Source organism: Pseudoalteromonas sp. Z1A2 (genome assembly GCF_011378755.1).
Lineage (GTDB): Bacteria > Pseudomonadota > Gammaproteobacteria > Enterobacterales > Alteromonadaceae > Pseudoalteromonas > Pseudoalteromonas distincta.
Map to the genome: position 1 here is coordinate 73072 of NZ_WTKX01000017.1, position 16971 is coordinate 90042.

18 protein-coding genes are annotated in these 16971 nt (G+C 39.7%); 12 read left to right on the top strand and 6 right to left on the bottom strand.

All coding sequences use genetic code 11. From position 1 onward, the window contains the following. Window positions 1-62: 62 nt before the first annotated feature. Complete coding sequence (locus GQR47_RS12775; RefSeq protein ID WP_165723880.1) at window positions 63-299, bottom strand: hypothetical protein; 237 nt, start codon at window positions 297-299, stop codon at window positions 63-65. Window positions 300-718: 419 nt separating this feature from the next. Between GQR47_RS12775 and hisG the strand changes: the two genes are divergently transcribed. The 10 genes from hisG to GQR47_RS12825 all read left to right on the top strand — a co-directional run bounded on the left by hisG (window position 719) and on the right by GQR47_RS12825 (window position 8660). After that, window positions 719-1618, top strand: a complete 900-nt coding sequence (gene hisG / locus GQR47_RS12780; protein WP_002960257.1) for an ATP phosphoribosyltransferase — start codon at window positions 719-721, stop codon at window positions 1616-1618. Between the two features lie 5 nt (window positions 1619-1623). Next, on the top strand, window positions 1624-2925 hold the full coding sequence (gene hisD, locus GQR47_RS12785) for a histidinol dehydrogenase (RefSeq protein ID WP_165723881.1): 1302 nt from the start codon (window positions 1624-1626) through the stop codon (window positions 2923-2925). Continuing rightward, window positions 2915-4024 carry a histidinol-phosphate transaminase gene (gene hisC, locus GQR47_RS12790; protein WP_165723882.1) on the top strand — a complete coding sequence of 370 codons (1110 nt, stop codon included), beginning with the start codon at window positions 2915-2917 and terminating at the stop codon, window positions 4022-4024. Before hisD ends, hisC begins: the two co-directional genes overlap by 11 nt. Next, a complete protein-coding gene (gene hisB, locus GQR47_RS12795; RefSeq protein ID WP_165723883.1) occupies window positions 4021-5082 on the top strand; it encodes a bifunctional histidinol-phosphatase/imidazoleglycerol-phosphate dehydratase HisB in 1062 nt (353 codons plus the stop codon). The genes hisC and hisB overlap by 4 nt, the downstream gene beginning before the upstream one ends. Then, on the top strand, window positions 5079-5669 hold the full coding sequence (gene hisH, locus GQR47_RS12800; RefSeq protein WP_002960265.1) for an imidazole glycerol phosphate synthase subunit HisH: 591 nt from the start codon (window positions 5079-5081) through the stop codon (window positions 5667-5669). The genes hisB and hisH overlap by 4 nt, the downstream gene beginning before the upstream one ends. A 33-nt stretch (window positions 5670-5702) precedes the next feature. Beyond that, window positions 5703-6437, top strand: a complete 735-nt coding sequence (locus tag GQR47_RS12805) for a 1-(5-phosphoribosyl)-5-[(5-phosphoribosylamino)methylideneamino] imidazole-4-carboxamide isomerase (RefSeq protein WP_002960267.1) — start codon at window positions 5703-5705, stop codon at window positions 6435-6437. Then, on the top strand, window positions 6419-7198 hold the full coding sequence (gene hisF / locus GQR47_RS12810) for an imidazole glycerol phosphate synthase subunit HisF (RefSeq protein ID WP_002960269.1): 780 nt from the start codon (window positions 6419-6421) through the stop codon (window positions 7196-7198). The genes GQR47_RS12805 and hisF overlap by 19 nt, the downstream gene beginning before the upstream one ends. After that, window positions 7189-7803 carry a bifunctional phosphoribosyl-AMP cyclohydrolase/phosphoribosyl-ATP diphosphatase HisIE gene (hisIE, locus tag GQR47_RS12815; protein ID WP_007376299.1) on the top strand — a complete coding sequence of 205 codons (615 nt, stop codon included), beginning with the start codon at window positions 7189-7191 and terminating at the stop codon, window positions 7801-7803. The genes hisF and hisIE overlap by 10 nt, the downstream gene beginning before the upstream one ends. Window positions 7804-7912: 109 nt before the next feature. Further along, the gene (locus tag GQR47_RS12820) at window positions 7913-8470 is read left to right on the top strand and encodes a hypothetical protein (RefSeq protein WP_165723884.1); all 558 of its coding nucleotides are present in this window, start codon (window positions 7913-7915) and stop codon (window positions 8468-8470) included. Between the two features lies 1 nt (window position 8471). Continuing rightward, window positions 8472-8660, top strand: coding sequence for a DUF1289 domain-containing protein (locus GQR47_RS12825; RefSeq protein WP_165723885.1), 189 nt, complete (start codon window positions 8472-8474; stop codon window positions 8658-8660). A 40-nt stretch (window positions 8661-8700) separates the two neighbouring features. Here GQR47_RS12825 and GQR47_RS12830 read toward each other — a convergent pair whose 3' ends face one another. After that, window positions 8701-9249 carry a gluconokinase gene (locus GQR47_RS12830; RefSeq protein ID WP_024597355.1) on the bottom strand — a complete coding sequence of 183 codons (549 nt, stop codon included), beginning with the start codon at window positions 9247-9249 and terminating at the stop codon, window positions 8701-8703. A gap of 149 nt (window positions 9250-9398) precedes the next feature. Between GQR47_RS12830 and gntU the strand changes: the two genes are divergently transcribed. Continuing rightward, window positions 9399-10742 (top strand): gluconate transporter, encoded by a 1344-nt coding sequence (gene gntU / locus GQR47_RS12835; protein ID WP_165723886.1) that lies wholly within the window; start codon window positions 9399-9401, stop codon window positions 10740-10742. A 95-nt stretch (window positions 10743-10837) separates the two neighbouring features. Here gntU and gntR read toward each other — a convergent pair whose 3' ends face one another. The 4 genes from gntR to GQR47_RS12855 all read right to left on the bottom strand — a co-directional run bounded on the left by gntR (window position 10838) and on the right by GQR47_RS12855 (window position 15591). Next, window positions 10838-11848 carry a gluconate operon transcriptional repressor GntR gene (gntR, locus tag GQR47_RS12840; RefSeq protein ID WP_165723887.1) on the bottom strand — a complete coding sequence of 337 codons (1011 nt, stop codon included), beginning with the start codon at window positions 11846-11848 and terminating at the stop codon, window positions 10838-10840. A gap of 204 nt (window positions 11849-12052) precedes the next feature. Then, window positions 12053-13669: a M56 family metallopeptidase gene (locus GQR47_RS12845; protein WP_165723888.1), complete on the bottom strand. Its 1617-nt coding sequence runs from the start codon at window positions 13667-13669 to the stop codon at window positions 12053-12055. Between the two features lie 11 nt (window positions 13670-13680). Continuing rightward, on the bottom strand, window positions 13681-14061 hold the full coding sequence (locus GQR47_RS12850; RefSeq protein WP_002960288.1) for a BlaI/MecI/CopY family transcriptional regulator: 381 nt from the start codon (window positions 14059-14061) through the stop codon (window positions 13681-13683). A 258-nt stretch (window positions 14062-14319) separates the two neighbouring features. Continuing rightward, the gene (locus GQR47_RS12855) at window positions 14320-15591 is read right to left on the bottom strand and encodes an aminotransferase class I/II-fold pyridoxal phosphate-dependent enzyme (protein ID WP_165723889.1); all 1272 of its coding nucleotides are present in this window, start codon (window positions 15589-15591) and stop codon (window positions 14320-14322) included. 368 nt (window positions 15592-15959) lie between these two features. Between GQR47_RS12855 and GQR47_RS12860 the strand changes: the two genes are divergently transcribed. Next, window positions 15960-16916 (top strand): hypothetical protein, encoded by a 957-nt coding sequence (locus GQR47_RS12860; RefSeq protein ID WP_165723890.1) that lies wholly within the window; start codon window positions 15960-15962, stop codon window positions 16914-16916. Window positions 16917-16971 lie beyond the last annotated feature (55 nt).

Below are 16971 nucleotides of genomic sequence, written 5' to 3' on the forward strand. Positions count from 1 at the left end.
AAAAGGGAAGTCTATTTATAGGCTTCCCTTTTATAATTCTAGCAATATACAGTAACTGTAACCTATGCCCATGTATCTAAATGGGGATTTTCGTCATCGTCTACGTTAGACTTTTTTTTACTATTTTGGTCGTCAAGCATATTGAGCTTTTTCTTTTTTTGTAACTCACGCCTTTTTTTATTCTCTAGATCAACTTTTTCAGCGGCCGATCCACTTTGCACACCCGCAATATGAAAAGCACTTTTTGACTCAACTTCTAGTCTGGTTATTCTTCCTAAATAAGGAATCATGATATCCATACACACTTCCTTAGTTTACTGTTAAATTATCTAAACGCTTGGTTTGGCTAATAAACAAACAAATACATGCAAAAATTGCACTTTCCTTCTTAATATTATCGACAGTTATAAGATATGCTTTAATTAAGCTAAAAAAAACTTGCCATAATATGGCTGTTTATGTTTTTATGAATGCGAAATTTATTTAAACAGATAACAACTGAACGTTACTATAACAACGAGCAGTTAAATAGGATAAAAAATGCGCTTAAACCTGACAACAGTACATCATCACCACCATTCACCGGAATAACCTGTCAGGTCTTTCGCTGAGAGGTTATTCCTAAAAGGAACCTCTGGCGATTCAAAAAACATTGATTCATTTTCGCCCTGAGGTTCCCCTCGGGGTTTTTAGTTTTTAAATTAAAGGAAAATGAATAATGAGTAACACAAATCGTCTACGTATCGCCATCCAAAAAGGCGGCCGCCTATCTAAAGATTGTCAAGATCTGTTAAAACAGTTAGGTGTTAAGCTTAACCTTCGTGAACAACGCTTAATTGCACACTCAACTAATATGCCAATTGACGTACTACGTGTGCGCGATGACGATATTCCTGGTTTAGTAATGGACGGTGTATGTGATTTAGGTATTGTTGGCGAAAACGTACTAGTAGAAGTTCAAGCAGAACGTGAACGCCAAGGTGTTCCAAGCGAAGTAAACAAACTTTCAAAACTAGATTTTGGTTACTGTCGTCTTGCACTTGCATGGCCACAAGAGCTAGGCGCTCGCGATAAGAGCTGGTTTGAAGGCAAACGTATTGCAACTACCTACCCAGAAATTTTAACTCAGTGGTTAAAGCGCGAAGGCATCAACGCAAGTACAGTAATGCTTACTGGCTCTGTTGAAGTAGCACCACGTGCAGGTTTATCTGATGCAATTTGTGATTTAGTATCTACTGGCGCAACACTTGAAGCTAACGGCTTAATTCAAGGTGATACAATTTTAGAATCAAACGCATGTTTAATTCAAAATAAAGATCTGCAAGACGCTGACAAACTAGCACTAATCAATAAGCTTATGCCGCGCCTACGTGGTGTTAGACAAGCTAAAGAAAGCAAATACATCATGCTACACGCACCAAAAAACAAACTTGATGAAATTTGTGAAATTTTACCTGGTTCTGGTCAACCGACTCTACTTGCCCTTGCGGGTAATGAAGAATACGTAGCACTGCACATGGTAAGCAGCGAAACATTATTTTGGGAAACAATGGAGCAGTTAAAAGCCCTAGGCGCTAACTCTATTTTAGTTATGCCAATTGAAAAAATGATGGAGTAAGTACCATGCTTCGTTGGAATGAGGAATCTTCACAAGTACAAGCAGCGGCGCTAATGCGCCCTGCAGTTTCTGTAAGCGCAAAGGTTGAAGCAATATGCAAAACTATTTTAGCTAATGTAAAAGAGCAAGGCGATGAGGCCTTACTTAGCATGGCCAAAGAGTTTGATAATAGAGCTAACCCACGTTTGCGCGTACCGCTAGATGAAATTAACGCATCTGAGCAAGCACTAAGTGCTGAGCTTAAATACGCAATTGACACCGCTTATGCAAATGTTAAACGTTTTCACGAAGCGCAGTTGCCAAAAGATATTAAATTATCAACCCAACCAGGCGTTGTATGTGAACTGAAATATCAAGCCATCGAAGCAGTCGGTATTTATGTACCCGGTGGCAGTGCTCCACTGCCATCGTCGGTTATTATGCAAGGTGTATTAGCACAGTTAAGCGGCGCTAAAACCGTTGTACTTGCTACGCCGGTACAAGGTGATAAAGCAATTAACCCTGCTATTTTATATGCAGCTAAGTTATGTGGCATTACTACTTTGATAGAAAGTGGTGGCGCAGGCGCAATTGCAGCAATGGCTTATGGCACCGAATCGGTTCCTAAAGTAAACAAAATTTTTGGCCCAGGTAATAGCTTCGTAACAATGGCTAAACAGCTCGTTGCGCAAACTATCCCAGGTATGGCAATTGACATGCCAGCAGGTCCTTCTGAAGTATTAGTTATTGCAGATGAACGTGCAAACCCAGAATTTATAGCCGCCGATTTACTCTCACAAGCAGAGCACGGCGCAGACTCGCAAGTTATTTTATTATGTAACAGCGAAAGTATTATAGAACAAACTCAGCAGGCACTTACACGCCAGTTAGCTAATTTGAGCCGTAAAGAAACAGCCGAGCAAGCGCTCGCTAATTCTTCACTTATTTTGGTTGATTCAGTTGAGCAAGCATTTGATGTATCGGCGCAATACGGCCCAGAGCATTTAATTTTACAACTAGGCGATGCAAAACCTTACCTAGATAAAGTTAAAAATGCAGGCTCAGTATTTGTAGGTGACTACACACCAGAATCTGCAGGCGATTACGCATCGGGTACTAACCACGTGTTACCAACATATGGTTACAGTGCAACTTACTCGAGTTTAAACTTGCTTGATTTTTTCCGTACATACACAGTTCAAACAATTACTAAAAGTGGTTTAACGCAGCTTTCAAAAGCAATTTTACCACTTGCAGATGCAGAAGGCCTTGATGCCCACGCTAATGCGGTTTCAATTCGTTTAGAGGCAATTAAAAATGAGCAATGAGAGCGCACAAGCGTCTAGCTTATTACCTAAGAATATTACAGCCCTTGCTGCATACAGCTCTGCAAAAAGTGAAAAGCTAACCGGTACTACGTGGCTAAATGCTAACGAAAGCCCGTATGCTAAAAATCTTGAACTGAGTATTGAGGATTTAAATCGCTACCCTGATCCACAACCGCAACTGGTTATTGACCGTTACGCCGCTTATACAGAGCTTGAAAGCGAAAATGTATTAATGACGCGCGGCGCAGATGAAGGCATTGAGCTTTTAGTGCGCACATACTGTGAGCCAGCTAAAGATAGTATTGCGCTATTTTTACCAACCTACGGTATGTACAAAGTTACCGCCGATACACACAACGTTAGTATTAACGCGCTTACCCAAGAATTATTATTAAGTGGCAGTGTTGATGAAATAGTTGCAGCTGTTGGCAGCTCAAAACTGGTATTTATTTGTAACCCAAATAATCCAACTGGCAGCCTAACACCACTTGATAAAGTAAAAGCGATTGCAACAGCACTTATGGGTAAAGCACTGGTTATTGTTGACGAAGCCTATATAGAGTTCTGCCCAGAGCAAAGCGCCACAAAACTTATTAATGAGTTTAGTAATGTAGTGGTTCTGCGCACGCTTTCTAAAGCCTTTGCGCTAGCAGGGCTCAGAACGGGCTTTACGCTTGCACAAGCAGCAACACTAGCGCCAATTCGTAAAGTCATTGCGCCGTATCCGGTATCAGGCGTTGTAGCAAGTATTGCAGCGCAAGCAATTGCACCCGATGCAATTACATCAATGCGCCGCCAGGTCACTATTTTAAATAGCTTAAAAGCTAAGTTGGTAGATTGGCTAAACGCCTCCCCTGCTGCATTAAAAATTCTCACTGGTGAAGGTAACTTTGTTACTTTAAAATTAGCCGATAAAAACTACTTTAAAATTGCACTTGAGCAAGGTTTGGTTATGCGCGCTTTTACACTATACGGTGAAGACGACTGGCTACGAATTTCAATTGGCAGTGAACAAGAACTTGAACAAGTAAAAATTTGGTTAGATGGCTTACAAACGCCGGCTACCGCAGCATCTTTAGCAGGAAACGAAGTATCATGAGTAACCCCTATTTATTTATAGACCGCGACGGCACTATTATTGAAGAGCCAATTACCGACAAACAGGTAGATAGCCTTGAAAAGCTAGCATTTTTACCTGGTGTTATTCCTGCGTTATTACAATTACAAGCCGCAGGTTACCGTTTAGTAATGGTGTCTAACCAAGATGGTTTAGGCACAGATAGCTTTCCTACTGCTGATTTTGACATAGCACAAGACAAAATGATGGACATAATGCAAAGCCAAGGCATTAGCTTTGACGAAGTATTAATTTGCCCACACTTTGATGAGCAAAACTGTGATTGCCGTAAACCTAAAACGGGCTTACTTACCGAGCTTATGCGCTCTGGCAAAGTAGACTTAGCGCGCTCTTTTGTTATTGGCGATCGCCAGACCGATATTGGCCTTGCTCAAAACTTATGTTGTGAAGGTATTTTATACGACGGCGATTGGAGTACGATAGTAACTAAATTGACCACCGCAAACCGCGAAGGTCGTGTTACACGCAACACTAAAGAAACCCAAATTGATGTAGCCATAAACTTAGATCAAACTAAAAATGGCAGCATAGACACCGGACTTGGCTTTTTTGATCACATGCTTGATCAAATTCGAACCCACGCAAACATTGGTTTAAACATTAAAGCTAAAGGCGATTTACACATAGACGAGCACCACCTTGTTGAAGACATTGGTATTGCTCTTGGTGTCGCACTTAAACAAGCGCTTGGCACTAAATCGCAAATTGCACGCTATGGTTTTGCCCTTCCTATGGACGAGTGTAAAGCTGAAGCACAAATTGATTTATCGGGCCGTGCATCATTTGTATTAAACGCTAACTTTAGCCGCGAAAAAGCAGGCGACTTAGACGTGCAAATGGTTGAGCACTTTTTCAAAAGCTTGAGTGATAACGCCGCTATTAGCCTTATTTTATCGGTAAGCGACGGTAACTGTCATCACCAAGTAGAAGGCTTATTTAAAGCGTTTTCACGTGCTCTTCGTATGGCCGTAGCACAAGACACGACCCAACAAACAGCCAGCTCTAAGGGATGTTTATGATTGCCATAATTAATACCGGTTGTGCCAATATAAATTCAGTACGCTTTGCGTTTGAACGCTTAGGGCAAACACCAACAGTAATTACTTCACCAGAGCAATTAGCGGGTTTTGAGCGCGCTATATTGCCAGGTGTAGGTCACGCGTCGGTTGCTATGAAACGCCTAGTAGATAACGGCTGGCAACAAGCTATAAATGAATACCAGCGCCCGCTTATGGGCATTTGTTTAGGTATGCAGTTACTGTGCGAAAGCACCGAAGAAGGTAACGTACAGTGCCTAGGTAAAATACCAGGGCAAGTAAAAGCGCTTGATGTAGGCAATTTAACGTCGCCGCATATGGGTTGGAATAACTTAAGCGTTAACAAAGAGCATGCATTAACTAAAGGGCTAACGCTTGATGAGCAAGTGTATTTTGTTCACAGCTTTGCGCACACCGTAAACGACGCCACACTAGTGAGCGGCGAATATGGTCAAACCTTTTCAGCCATTGTTGCTAAAGACAATTACGCAGGCATGCAATTTCACCCAGAGCGCAGCGCAAAAGTTGGCGCACGTTTATTACAAAATTTTGTTGATTGGCAGTTATAAGCTGCCCATTAACTAACAAAAAAGAGATTATTTGTGATTATTCCAGCATTAGACGTATTACAAAATCAAATTGTGCGCTTGTACCAAGGTAAATACGACACAGCACAGTTTTACCCTTTCGAACTTGGTGCGCGTTTAAAAGAATACGCCGACAGTGGCGCAGGCAAGTTACACCTTGTTGATTTAGAAGGTGCACGCGATCCAAGTAAAAAACAGTGGAAACATATTCAAGCTGCAACCAAAGCACTTAACGTACCGTACCAAGTGGGCGGCGGTATTCGCTCAGAGCAAGATGTAAGTGATTGGCTAAAAGCCGGTGCAAACCAAGTTGTTATTGGTTCAATGGCAGTAGAAAAACGCGAACAAGTAAAAGCCTGGATTGAGCAATTTGGCGCAGAGCATTTTGTAATTGCTCTTGATGTAAATAAAACAGCCACGGGCTGGGCACCAGCAACGCACGGTTGGTTAAGTGAATCTGAATTTGGTTTACTTGAGCTGGTAGATTTTTATGTAAGCTTAGGTGTTATTGATTTTTTATGCACGGACATCAGTAAAGATGGCACCATGACGGGTCCATCGTTTGAGCTTTACGAAGATTTAACTCGCCATAACAGCACAATTAAAGTGCAAGCCTCAGGTGGCGTAAGCTCACTAGATGACATTAAAAAGCTTAAAGAGCTTGGTGTGGGCGGCGTTATTTTAGGTAAATCATTGCTTGATGGCGCATTTAGCGTTGAGGAGGCACTGGCATGTTATCAAAACGCATAATCCCGTGTTTAGACGTTAAAGACGGCCAAGTAGTTAAAGGCGTAAAGTTTAAAGGCCATGAAATAGTTGGCGATATTTTAACAATGGCTAAAGCCTACAGCGAAGCTGGCGCCGATGAACTGGTTTTTTACGAAATCAGTGCAAGCGTTGAAAAACGCCTACTTGATGTAAACTGGGTAGAGAGCATTGCACGTAATATCGATATTCCATTTTGTGTAGCGGGCGGTATTAAATCAGTGGCTGATGCAGCGCGGGTACTTGAGCGCGGCGCAGACAAAATAAGCATTAACAGCCCTGCTATTGCGCGTCCTGAACTTATTAAAGAATTACACGATGAGTTTGGTAAGCAATGTGTTGTAGTCGGCATTGACAGCTTTTTTGATGAAATTACCGGCGAGTATTTAGTTTACCAATTAACCGGCGATCCTAATGCATCAAGCCGTACGCGCTATAAAACACAAGAATGGGTTAAACGCGTACAAGACCTAGGCGCAGGCGAAATTGTATTAAACTGTATGAACCAAGATGGCGTTCGTAACGGTTACGACAACGAGCAACTAAGTAAAATTCGCGAGCTGTGTGACATTCCTTTAATCGCCTCTGGCGGTGCGGGTAGTATGCAAGATTTTGTTGATGTATTTAAACAAAGCAAAGTAGATGGTGCATTAGCTGCCAGCGTTTTTCATAAAAATGTGATTAACATTGGCGAACTAAAACAATTTTTAACAGATAACCAAGTGGCAGCAAGATTATGCAAGTAACACAACAAAACCAAGCTCAGGTCGATTTCGCTAAAAGTGACATGATCCCTGCGATTATTCAAGATGCCCGCTCTGGTGTTATTTTAATGCAAGGCTTTATGAACAGCGAAGCACTCGCTGTTACGCTTGATACCAATAAGGTAACGTTTTACTCGCGTTCAAAATCGCGTTTATGGACTAAAGGCGAGTCATCAGAAAACTACTTAAACGTAGTATCTGTGCATACAGATTGTGACTACGATTCAATTTTAGTACTTGCCAACCCAGAAGGCCCAACGTGTCACTTAGGTACACAAAGCTGTTTTGGTGATGAAGCAAAACCAAGTTTAAGCTTTTTAGCACAGTTAGAAGATGTGATTGTTGCGCGTAAAAATGACGACCCTGAAAAAAGCTACACAGCGTCATTATTTGCAAAAGACTTAAGCCGTAGTTGTCAAAAAGTAGGTGAAGAAGGCGTAGAAGTTGCCCTTGCCGCTATGAAACACGATAACGATGAGCTAACAAACGAGTCTGCTGATTTAATTTATCACCTGACTGTATTACTACAACGCCAAGGCTTAGCCCTTGAAGATGTAGTTAAATGCTTGCAAGGTCGCCATAAATAGCATTAGTTGTGACTAACAAAAGAGGCTCATATTTATATGGGCTTTTTTATTTTTACAGTAAATCACGTGTGATATAGTGCGTGGCTAAATTAATCGGTTACTGTGAACTATGAAAAACTATATTACTCCTTCTATTGTCGCATTTATTTTAGTCGTCGCGTTTATTTTAGCGGGCTGTACCAGCAAAACTAATCAGACTACAACTACAACAACCACTACTACTACAACGAATCAGTCTGTAAAAACCACAGTAACACCCGACGAATGCAGCACCATAAATAACCTTATAAGCAGTTATGAGTCTGGTTTTAATTCAATCAAAACAGATAAAGTAAATAACCAGTTTACTAATCAATGGCGTACTAGTGCTCATATGATTGGAGCAAACTGTACGGTTACTTTAAATAAGTCAGAGCAAGCAAGCTACCAATGCCAAACACCTGTTAAAACACAAACGCAAACAATAAAGTCTCATCAAAAACTGGCTAAGCAATTACGCCAATGCTTAACCAAAACAGGTTGGTTGGAAAGCCAAAAAGAAACAGCAAGTTCAATTTACAGCACCTTTGTACTTGATACTAAAACCCCAGTCATTACACTTGCTACTAATCAAGAAGGTAACGGGTTTTCTTCTCGCTTTGAAATTGCACCACCACTAGGACTTTAATATGCGCCAATTAAATCAAAACAAAAAACAATCTAAATTTAAAACTGATTGCCTAGGAATATGCGAAAGGCGCAGCGGTTACTGCACCGGTTGTGGGCGTACTAACGAAGAAATTTTTGATTGGATAATATTATCTGAAGATGAAAAAAAAGCGATTTTAGAAACACCACGAGCAGACGCTAACTCATAACAAATAAAGCCCCTAAATGTTAAAAGTAACAGTTAATTGATTAACTAAAAACTTTTAACTTGTTGTGGCTATTCATTTTAGTTGCGCTAATACAGCTTTCGACTACTTGCTCAAATGAGTTATTAATATCTATATTTATAACATTGGGCTCATCTTCTTTTGGAACTTCTAGCGCTTCAAATTGGCTTTTGAGTAAATCAACAGGCATAAAATGCCCTTTTCTGTCCTGCATACGGCTTTTAACCAGCTCAAAATCACCAAAAAGATGTAAAAAGGTAATGCCTGTATTTCCATCACATATTTGTTCTCGGTATTTCTTTTTTAATGCTGAGCAGACTATTACCGCGACTTCATTTTTCTTTTCAATGCTAAATGCAGCATCACGTATTCTTTCTAGCCAAGGCACACGATCAGCATCATTTAAAGGCTGCCCAGATGACATCTTTAATATATTAGCCTTGGGATGTAAGTCGTCTCCGTCGATAAATTTAGCGCCAATGCGCTTTGCTAATGCATCACCCACACTTGATTTTCCTGTGCTTGAAACCCCCATTACAATATAAATACGACCTACATTTGTGTTACTCATGTATTTACCCTCGCCTTAATTTAATAATTAATTATTTTCAATGTATATATTATATTGAGTTACGGGTAACATGTTACGCGTAACAAATACGAAAGTGAAGTTAAACACACACTAAACATCATAATTCACACTGAATATAAGTAGGGAAAATGTCAGATTTATCATTAATACTAACAGCGGTAGGCTCCATATTTTTATTGCTTTTTTTAGTAATGAAAGTACGACTACATGCTGTCGTCTCTTTGATCCTTGTTTCTATGATTGCAGGATTATTCTCAGGAATGAGCCCAGAAATAATTGCCGCTACAATTCAAAAAGGAATGGCCGGAACACTAGGCTTTGTAGCGGTGGTGGTCGCTTTAGGCGCCATGTTTGGCAAAGTAATGGAAGAAACCGGCGCGCTGGATCGCATTGCCCACACACTTTTACACCGTTTTGGAGAAAAAAACGCTAATTGGGCGCTTACCTTTACGGGCTTTATTTGTGCCCTCCCCCTCTTTTTTGATGTAGCCGTTGTACTTTTAATCGGTATTGTTTTTGCTGTGGTACGAAAAGGCGGTGGCAGCGTTGTTAAAATTGGTATTGGGCTACTTGCTGGGATAGCGTCTTGTCAGGCGTTTCTTATTCCTGCGCCAGGGCCGATTTTGGTTGCCTCTCAATTAGGCGCTGACTATGGTTATATGATTTTATTTGGCCTTATTGCTGCCATACCGGCAATGATTATAGGAGGTCCAATTTGGGGCTCTATTATTTCTAAATCTATTCATGTAGAACTCCCACAGCACGAACAAATCGATGATAACCAAAGAGTTGGTAAAGGCACGCCTAGTTTTGGATTAGCATTAGGTTTAATTGCTCTGCCGTTAATTATGATTAGTTTAAATACTATTGGTAGTCGCTTTGTTGAAAAAGACTCTGATTTATATAATTGGTTAGCCTTTATAGGTCATCCATTTACAGCAATTTTAGTTGCCTGCCTAATGGCATTTTATTTACTCGGCGCAAGGCGCGGTGTCCCTAATGCTAGAATCATGGAAATTTGTGGTAGTGCCTTACAACCTGCAGGAATTATTATTCTTGTCACTGGTGCCGGTGGGGTATTTAAACAAGTATTAGTTGATTCAGGAGTAGGTACGGCACTAGGTAATTACTTAGCTGGCTCAGGCTTACCGATTGTAATACTCGCTTTTGTATTATCAGCCGCTGTGCGGGTCATTCAAGGCTCTGCGACAGTAGCTATGCTTACAGCGTGTGGCTTAATTATTCCAATGCTTCAGCCTTTAGGACTTGATGGGGCGCAGCTTGCCGCTGTCACTATCGCTATTGGTGGGGGATCTATTGTGCTCTCCCACGTAAACGACTCAGGATTTTGGTTAGCGAGTCGCTATCTCGGTTTGAGCGAAATGCAAACTCTTAAAACATGGACGGTAATGGAAACCATTATTGGTACTGTTGGCGCACTTGTCGCTATGATGATTTCTCTGTTTTTATAAAATTACAGGGTATAGAGTTATCATCACACATATAAAAATCACCTAAGCCTTTTGTTATTTAGGCTCAGGTGATTAGGCTCATGTACTTAGAGGATTTAAACACTCTCACCTAGATGAACTATATAACCAGTATCAATTACTTGCTTATAATTAATGCTAGCATCCAAATCGGAATTAATCCGCCTCAACAACTCTCTTCCCGCAACATTACCTATCTGATAACGAGGGGTGATCACACTTGCTAATTGAGGCACCATTGCTTGGCCAATATCATGACCATGAAAACCCACAATCCCCATTTGGCTAGGCACTAAGATGTTGCTTCGCTGGCATTCAAAAATAGCCCCAATTGCTAAATCATCATTAGTACAAAACAAACAGTCAGTATCTGGGTAGTCAGTACGCGCTTTTTGTAAAAGTTCAGCGCCTAAACTATAAGATGAAGCTTGATCAGTCATCACACTTTTAGGCGTAAAGCCTTTAGCTAACATAGCATCTGAATAACCTTGAAATTTTAGGCGTGTTCGTACATCGAGCCTTGCACCTATATAAACAATATTGCGATAGCCTTTATTTAAAAGCGCTGTCGTCATATCAAAAGCGGCTTTAACGTTATCAAAACCAACCGCTTGCTGCATAGGAGAGTGATGAGTATCCATTATTTCAATCACAGGCACGCCTGACATTTCAATCATTTTTAGCGTTCTGTCTGTGTGTGTGGTTTCTGATAAAATTAAACCATCAACGTGATACGACAATAAATACTCAACCCGTTTTTCTTCAATTTCAGGGTTGTAACCATAATGGGCCAACATTGTTTGATACCCTGCAGGCCCAGTCACATCTTCAATGCCTCTTATAACTTGAGCAAACACGTGATTCGTTAACGATGGGACTAGTACACCAATAGAGTAGCTTTTAGCATTAGAGAGTAAATCAGGGGCTTTATTTGCAATGTAACCTAGCGTATCAATAGCTGCACTAATTTTAGTGCGAGTAGACTCTGATACTTTTTCGGGATTACGTAAATAACGACTCACCGTCATTTTGGTTACACCAACCGCATCGGCAATATCTTGAAGAGAAGAACGTTTGTTTTTTTTCATCACACACAATTAAATAAAATGTTACTTGTAACATACCAACTATTGCGAAAAATCACTACTTTTAGCCATTTTTATTTAAGTTATCGCTAAGCGGTTGCCCTGAGATTTAAATAACCTAGACCTATTTTAATGAATAAATCTGTATTTGTACCAATAACATTAAACAGAGGCTCAGATACTCCGAGCCTCATCGTAATTAAAAACTTATAGCAATCTCAACAATTGCGAACCAGGTACGCCGCTTTGTGGTAATAACGCGGGGGTAACTGCAAATGCTTCTGGTATTTTACTTTTGATTTCATCCATCTTTTTACGGTTATTTTGTTTATCATAAACATAATATTTAAGGATATTTCCGTATACATCGTCTTTTGCATCAACCTGCTCTAGGGTTTTTAATGCTTTATCGTAATCATCAAGGTAAATGTATGCCAGTGCTAAGTTATCAGCTGAGCCAACATGTAGCTTACCTTCAAGCTGTTTTGATAAATCTTCAAGCTCTGCAACAGCAAGCTCATAACGCCCTAGCTGTATATAGGCCGTTGCTAGTGAATTTTTTAAAAAGTAAGGTGGGTTACTGCCCTGCTCGTACCATTTTTCGTAAGCACTCAGTATGTCTTCATATTGCTCAAGTTTAGAGTAAACGTGATTTAGCAGCCTAAAGCTTTGTAGTTTGATTTCAGCTTCTTCAAACCCCGTAAGTTTGTCTCTATTCAAGTGCCAATCTTGAATGCCTTGCGCAGCTTGGTTTAACAGTTCAGGGTTATCACTTTTTGCCCCAGCAGCACTTTTTAGAAGCTGTGCAAGTTGTTGATTATAAACTTCACTTTTAACAGGAGCCTGAGACGTATTATTACTTTGCTGTTTATTATCTGAACTACCGTCTACAATTTGCGCTGCAGCTAAAGCACTAAAAGACATTGCCGCCGCAACCATAACCAAATATTTACTTTTCATTGTTTTTTCCTTGTTTAACATTTTGATCCTCTGAATATTAAAACTCTTAGAGTGAGCAATATTCAAAAGTGGGGGGGTAAAAAAGTTAGGCGAGCTTTTAGCACTTTGCTTTTGTAGCAATAAACTTGCTAAATCCAATTGGTATTTACCTTTTAGCTTTTGCATACACAACTCATCACAGCTAAGTTCGAGTTGCTCTCGTGCTAAACCTGTTAACTTTAAGCAAATAGGATTCCACCAAAAAACGCTTTCTATAAAACAAATAACCCACATCCAATAAATATCGCCTTGTTGTAAATGAGTTACCTCGTGCTGAATGACTGAATCTAATTCTTCACGGTTTGTCATCGTCGACTCTAACCAAATAACAGGCTTTATTAACCCGGTAGCAAAAGCAGGCTCTGTATGGGTTGTTAGTCTAATTGGATACTGATTGTTGATGTGCTTAAGTTCAGGACTTGGCTTTGAGTTAATGTATAAATTTTTTATAAGCTTTACATATAAGCCCACGCGTAATAAAAACAATCCAAAACCAGCTAAAACTAAAACTATAAAAACACTACTAAGTGATGGCAATAAGTCCCATATAACCATATCGCTTTGTAATTCGTCCTTAATTGCTACTTGTTCAGCATTTGGTATTAGTGCTTTAACATCGGGAATCAATTGCGCCACGTTGAATGTGTAACGATTTGCCCCTTCAAATAAGGGTAACTGGGAAAAGTACTGCCAAGGGACAAACCAACATGCCAAGGCAGTCATTAAAATGTAAAAGTTTAATCGTGCTGGGGCATTTTTTAGCCCTTTTACTGTAAGCAAAATACATAAGCTAATAAGTGTGCAAGTTAGTAAATAATCCGTCATTACCCTCTCCTTTAATCTAACTTCTTATTTTTTAAAAGCGTTTGTAAATATTCTATATCTTCATCATTTAGCTTTTCTTCTTTAATAAAGTGGGCAATTAAACTACGAGAATTACCTTTAAAAAATCGCTGCATAAAACTAGGCATAGCTTGCTCCGATAATGTGTCTTGAGTCACTATTGTTCTAAAAACAATAGCTCGCCCTTCATGTCCACAACGCTCAATCGCTCCTTTATGTTCTAACCTATCTACAATAGTTTTAACTGTTGTATAGGCTACTTTTTTATCTTTTTGTTTATCAGCTAAAAGCACCTTATGTAGTTGACTCGCGGTACAGGGTTCTTCCTGCCAGAGCAGCTGCATAATATCCATTTCAAAATCACTAAGTTTCATTGTCGCTCCTATTACTACACTTGTAGTGGTACCGTTACAAATGTAGTAGTAAGTAATCTTAGTGTCAATACAAAATTGACATATGAATAAAAAACAAGCGGTAAAAATATAAAAGTCTTAGGAAGGTTTTATAAAAAAGGTAGATAAAATAAAGAGGTATACTTATTAATAGATTTTAGAAAAACATAAAAAACGATAGTTTATTTTCAACTAACGCTTTTTATGCTTTAAAGTTTTTTATGAAAGGTAGTGAGGTAACTATGCTTTATCGAGCGCTTGGCTTACATCAGCAATTATGTCTGCAATGTTTTCAATACCGACTGACAAACGGATTAAATCGCGACTTACACCCGCATTAGCAAGCTCTTCATCATTTAATTGGCGGTGTGTGGTTGACGCAGGATGACACGCAAGCGACTTGGCATCGCCAATATTAACTAAGCGTAAAATCATATTTAGCGAATCAATAAACCGCGTGCCTGCTTCAAGACCACCCGCAATGCCAAAGCTTAAAATACCGGATGCCTTACCACTGGTAATTTTTTGACTCATTTCGTTATACTGGCTTGATTCAAGCCCTGCGTAATTAACCCAAAGCACTTTTGGATGGTTTTCTAAATATTCAGCTAACTGCTGTGCATTTTCGCAGTGGCGATCCATTCTTAAGCCTAAGGTTTCAAGGCCGATTAAAATGTCAGATGCGTTTTTAGGGGCAAGCGCTGCGCCAGTATTTCTAAGTGGCACTACTCTGCAGCGTCCAATAAATGCAGCTTCAGCAAAGGCTTCGGTATACACCACGTTGTGATACGACGGATCGGGCTCGTTCATCATTGCAAAACGCGTAGCATTTGCTTTCCAATCAAATTTTCCTGAGTCGACAATCATGCCGCCAATAGCAGTACCGTGCCCGTTTATATACTTTGTAAGTGAGTGAACCACTATATCGGCGCCCAGCTCAAATGGGCGGCATAAATACGGCGTAGCCACGGTATTATCAACAATAAGCGGCACACCTTTGCTATGTGCAATACGTGCTAAACGTTCAATATCAACAATATTACCTGCAGGATTACCAATAGATTCACAAAAAACAGCGCGGGTGTTGTCGTCAATTGCATTCTCGAACGCGGTAAAGTCATCGGCCTTTATCATGCGCGCTTCAATACCTTGCCTAGGTAAGGTATGTGCAAATAAGTTATACGTGCCACCATATACTTGGCTGGTACTTACAATATTAGTGCCTACTTCACACAAACATTGAATAGCATACGTAATAGCGGCCATCCCAGAGGCAACAGCCAGCCCACCAATGCCCCCTTCCATCGCGGCAATACGTTGTTCAAGTACAGCATTGGTTGGGTTCATTATGCGGGTGTAAATATTTCCAGGTACTTTTAAATCGAATAAATCAGCACCATGCTGCGTGTTATCAAATGTATAAGAAGAAGTGTGATAAATAGGCACGGCTGCCGATTTGGTCGTAGGCTCAGATTCGTAACCGTGGTGCAGTGCTAATGACTCTAATTTCATAATTTATTCCTTCAATTAATTTACCACTAACCTAGCACTTCTTGGTTATAAAATGCACATGAATTATATTAAAGGGTGTTAAGGTGATTTGATTTAAGTTAAAGGCAGCTCAGAGCGAGAAGCAGACGGTCGATCAAACTCATTCTTGGACAATTATGAGTTAGAGTCAAAGGACGGTTCTGTACCATAAGCGGCCTTTTAAAAGCTATTTATCAAATCAATGACTATTACACATTGATTTGTATCAAGAGAATAACGTTGGACGCTTTCCCTAAAGTAATACATGTATATACAAAGAGCTATGTGTTAATTTAATTTTACTTAGAAACAGAGATATAAATAAGTCGTACCAATAAGGATATTGAATAATGTCACTACAAATCATCCAACAACACATATTAGAATTTTTAAGTTCCAGTGAGCCAGAAGTTCTTGCCATAAGTGGGGCTTGGGGAGTTGGTAAAACTTTTGCTTGGAATCAAGAGTTAGTCAATTGTAGGGATGATAAAGCGTTAGAATTTGATAAGTATTCATACGTCAGTTTATTTGGAGTCAACTCTTTAGAAGTATTGAAGGCAACCCTATTCGAAAACCTTATTGATAGCACTTTGATAGGCTCAGATCCAAGCTTGAAATCGTTAAAAGATAATACTGTAAGTATGAGTAAATCCCTCGGACAAAAAAGCCTGAAACAAATCAAAAACTTGCCATTTTTAAAAAATGCTTCTTCAGTACTCGATGCAATGTCTTATATGTACGTGTCCAACAGCTTAATCTGTATTGACGATCTTGAAAGGAAAGGTAATGCACTCAGTTCTAAAGATATTCTTGGCATAGTCTCTCAATTGAAAGAGCAAAAGAAATGCAAGGTTGTTCTCTTGCTAAATGAAGCGAGTATTTCTGATAGCACTGACTACAAAGAATTTAAGGAGAAAGTTATAGATAAGGAGATAACTTTTAATCCTACTCCGTCAGAATGTATCGACCTAATTATCCATAACGATTTTGCATTGATCGAAACAGTTCGTGAGTGTGCAGAAACCCTTAGCCTCACAAATATGCGTGTGATTTCTAAAGCATACTCTTTAATGTCAAAGTGCTTACAACATTGTGGCGACTTAGATCCAGAAATATCTAGACAAATTTGTCACACTATCACCTTGTTCACTACAAGCTATTACTGCTCCAGTTCAAATAAACGTATTCCGCCCATCGATTTTCTTAAAGCCAATTCATTTAGAAGATTGTCTACGGAAGAAACCAATGACCATAAAAGGTGGAGAGGTTTATTTGTAGTGGTCAATAAAATTTGGCCACAGTTTTAGAATCTTGATATCTAACCTCAGATTCATTTGGCGCTAAACCGGCATTATAATGATG

Bases quoted from the DNA above. Each gene is read 5' to 3' on its own strand.
- GQR47_RS12850 (WP_002960288.1), bottom strand. From the start codon at position 14,061: ATGAAACTTAGTGATTTTGAAATGGATATTATGCAGCTGCTCTGGCAG.
- hisF (WP_002960269.1), top strand. From the start codon at position 6,419: ATGTTATCAAAACGCATAATCCCGTGTTTAGACGTTAAAGACGGCCAA.
- GQR47_RS12820 (WP_165723884.1), top strand. From the start codon at position 7,913: ATGAAAAACTATATTACTCCTTCTATTGTCGCATTTATTTTAGTCGTC.
- GQR47_RS12845 (WP_165723888.1), bottom strand. From the start codon at position 13,669: ATGACGGATTATTTACTAACTTGCACACTTATTAGCTTATGTATTTTG.
- hisH (WP_002960265.1), top strand. From the start codon at position 5,079: ATGATTGCCATAATTAATACCGGTTGTGCCAATATAAATTCAGTACGC.
- gntU (WP_165723886.1), top strand. From the start codon at position 9,399: ATGTCAGATTTATCATTAATACTAACAGCGGTAGGCTCCATATTTTTA.
- gntR (WP_165723887.1), bottom strand. From the start codon at position 11,848: ATGAAAAAAAACAAACGTTCTTCTCTTCAAGATATTGCCGATGCGGTT.
- hisIE (WP_007376299.1), top strand. From the start codon at position 7,189: ATGCAAGTAACACAACAAAACCAAGCTCAGGTCGATTTCGCTAAAAGT.
- GQR47_RS12855 (WP_165723889.1), bottom strand. From the start codon at position 15,591: ATGAAATTAGAGTCATTAGCACTGCACCACGGTTACGAATCTGAGCCT.
- hisB (WP_165723883.1), top strand. From the start codon at position 4,021: ATGAGTAACCCCTATTTATTTATAGACCGCGACGGCACTATTATTGAA.
- hisG (WP_002960257.1), top strand. From the start codon at position 719: ATGAGTAACACAAATCGTCTACGTATCGCCATCCAAAAAGGCGGCCGC.
- GQR47_RS12825 (WP_165723885.1), top strand. From the start codon at position 8,472: ATGCGCCAATTAAATCAAAACAAAAAACAATCTAAATTTAAAACTGAT.
- hisC (WP_165723882.1), top strand. From the start codon at position 2,915: ATGAGCAATGAGAGCGCACAAGCGTCTAGCTTATTACCTAAGAATATT.
- GQR47_RS12830 (WP_024597355.1), bottom strand. From the start codon at position 9,249: ATGAGTAACACAAATGTAGGTCGTATTTATATTGTAATGGGGGTTTCA.
- hisD (WP_165723881.1), top strand. From the start codon at position 1,624: ATGCTTCGTTGGAATGAGGAATCTTCACAAGTACAAGCAGCGGCGCTA.
- GQR47_RS12860 (WP_165723890.1), top strand. From the start codon at position 15,960: ATGTCACTACAAATCATCCAACAACACATATTAGAATTTTTAAGTTCC.
- GQR47_RS12775 (WP_165723880.1), bottom strand. From the start codon at position 299: ATGGATATCATGATTCCTTATTTAGGAAGAATAACCAGACTAGAAGTT.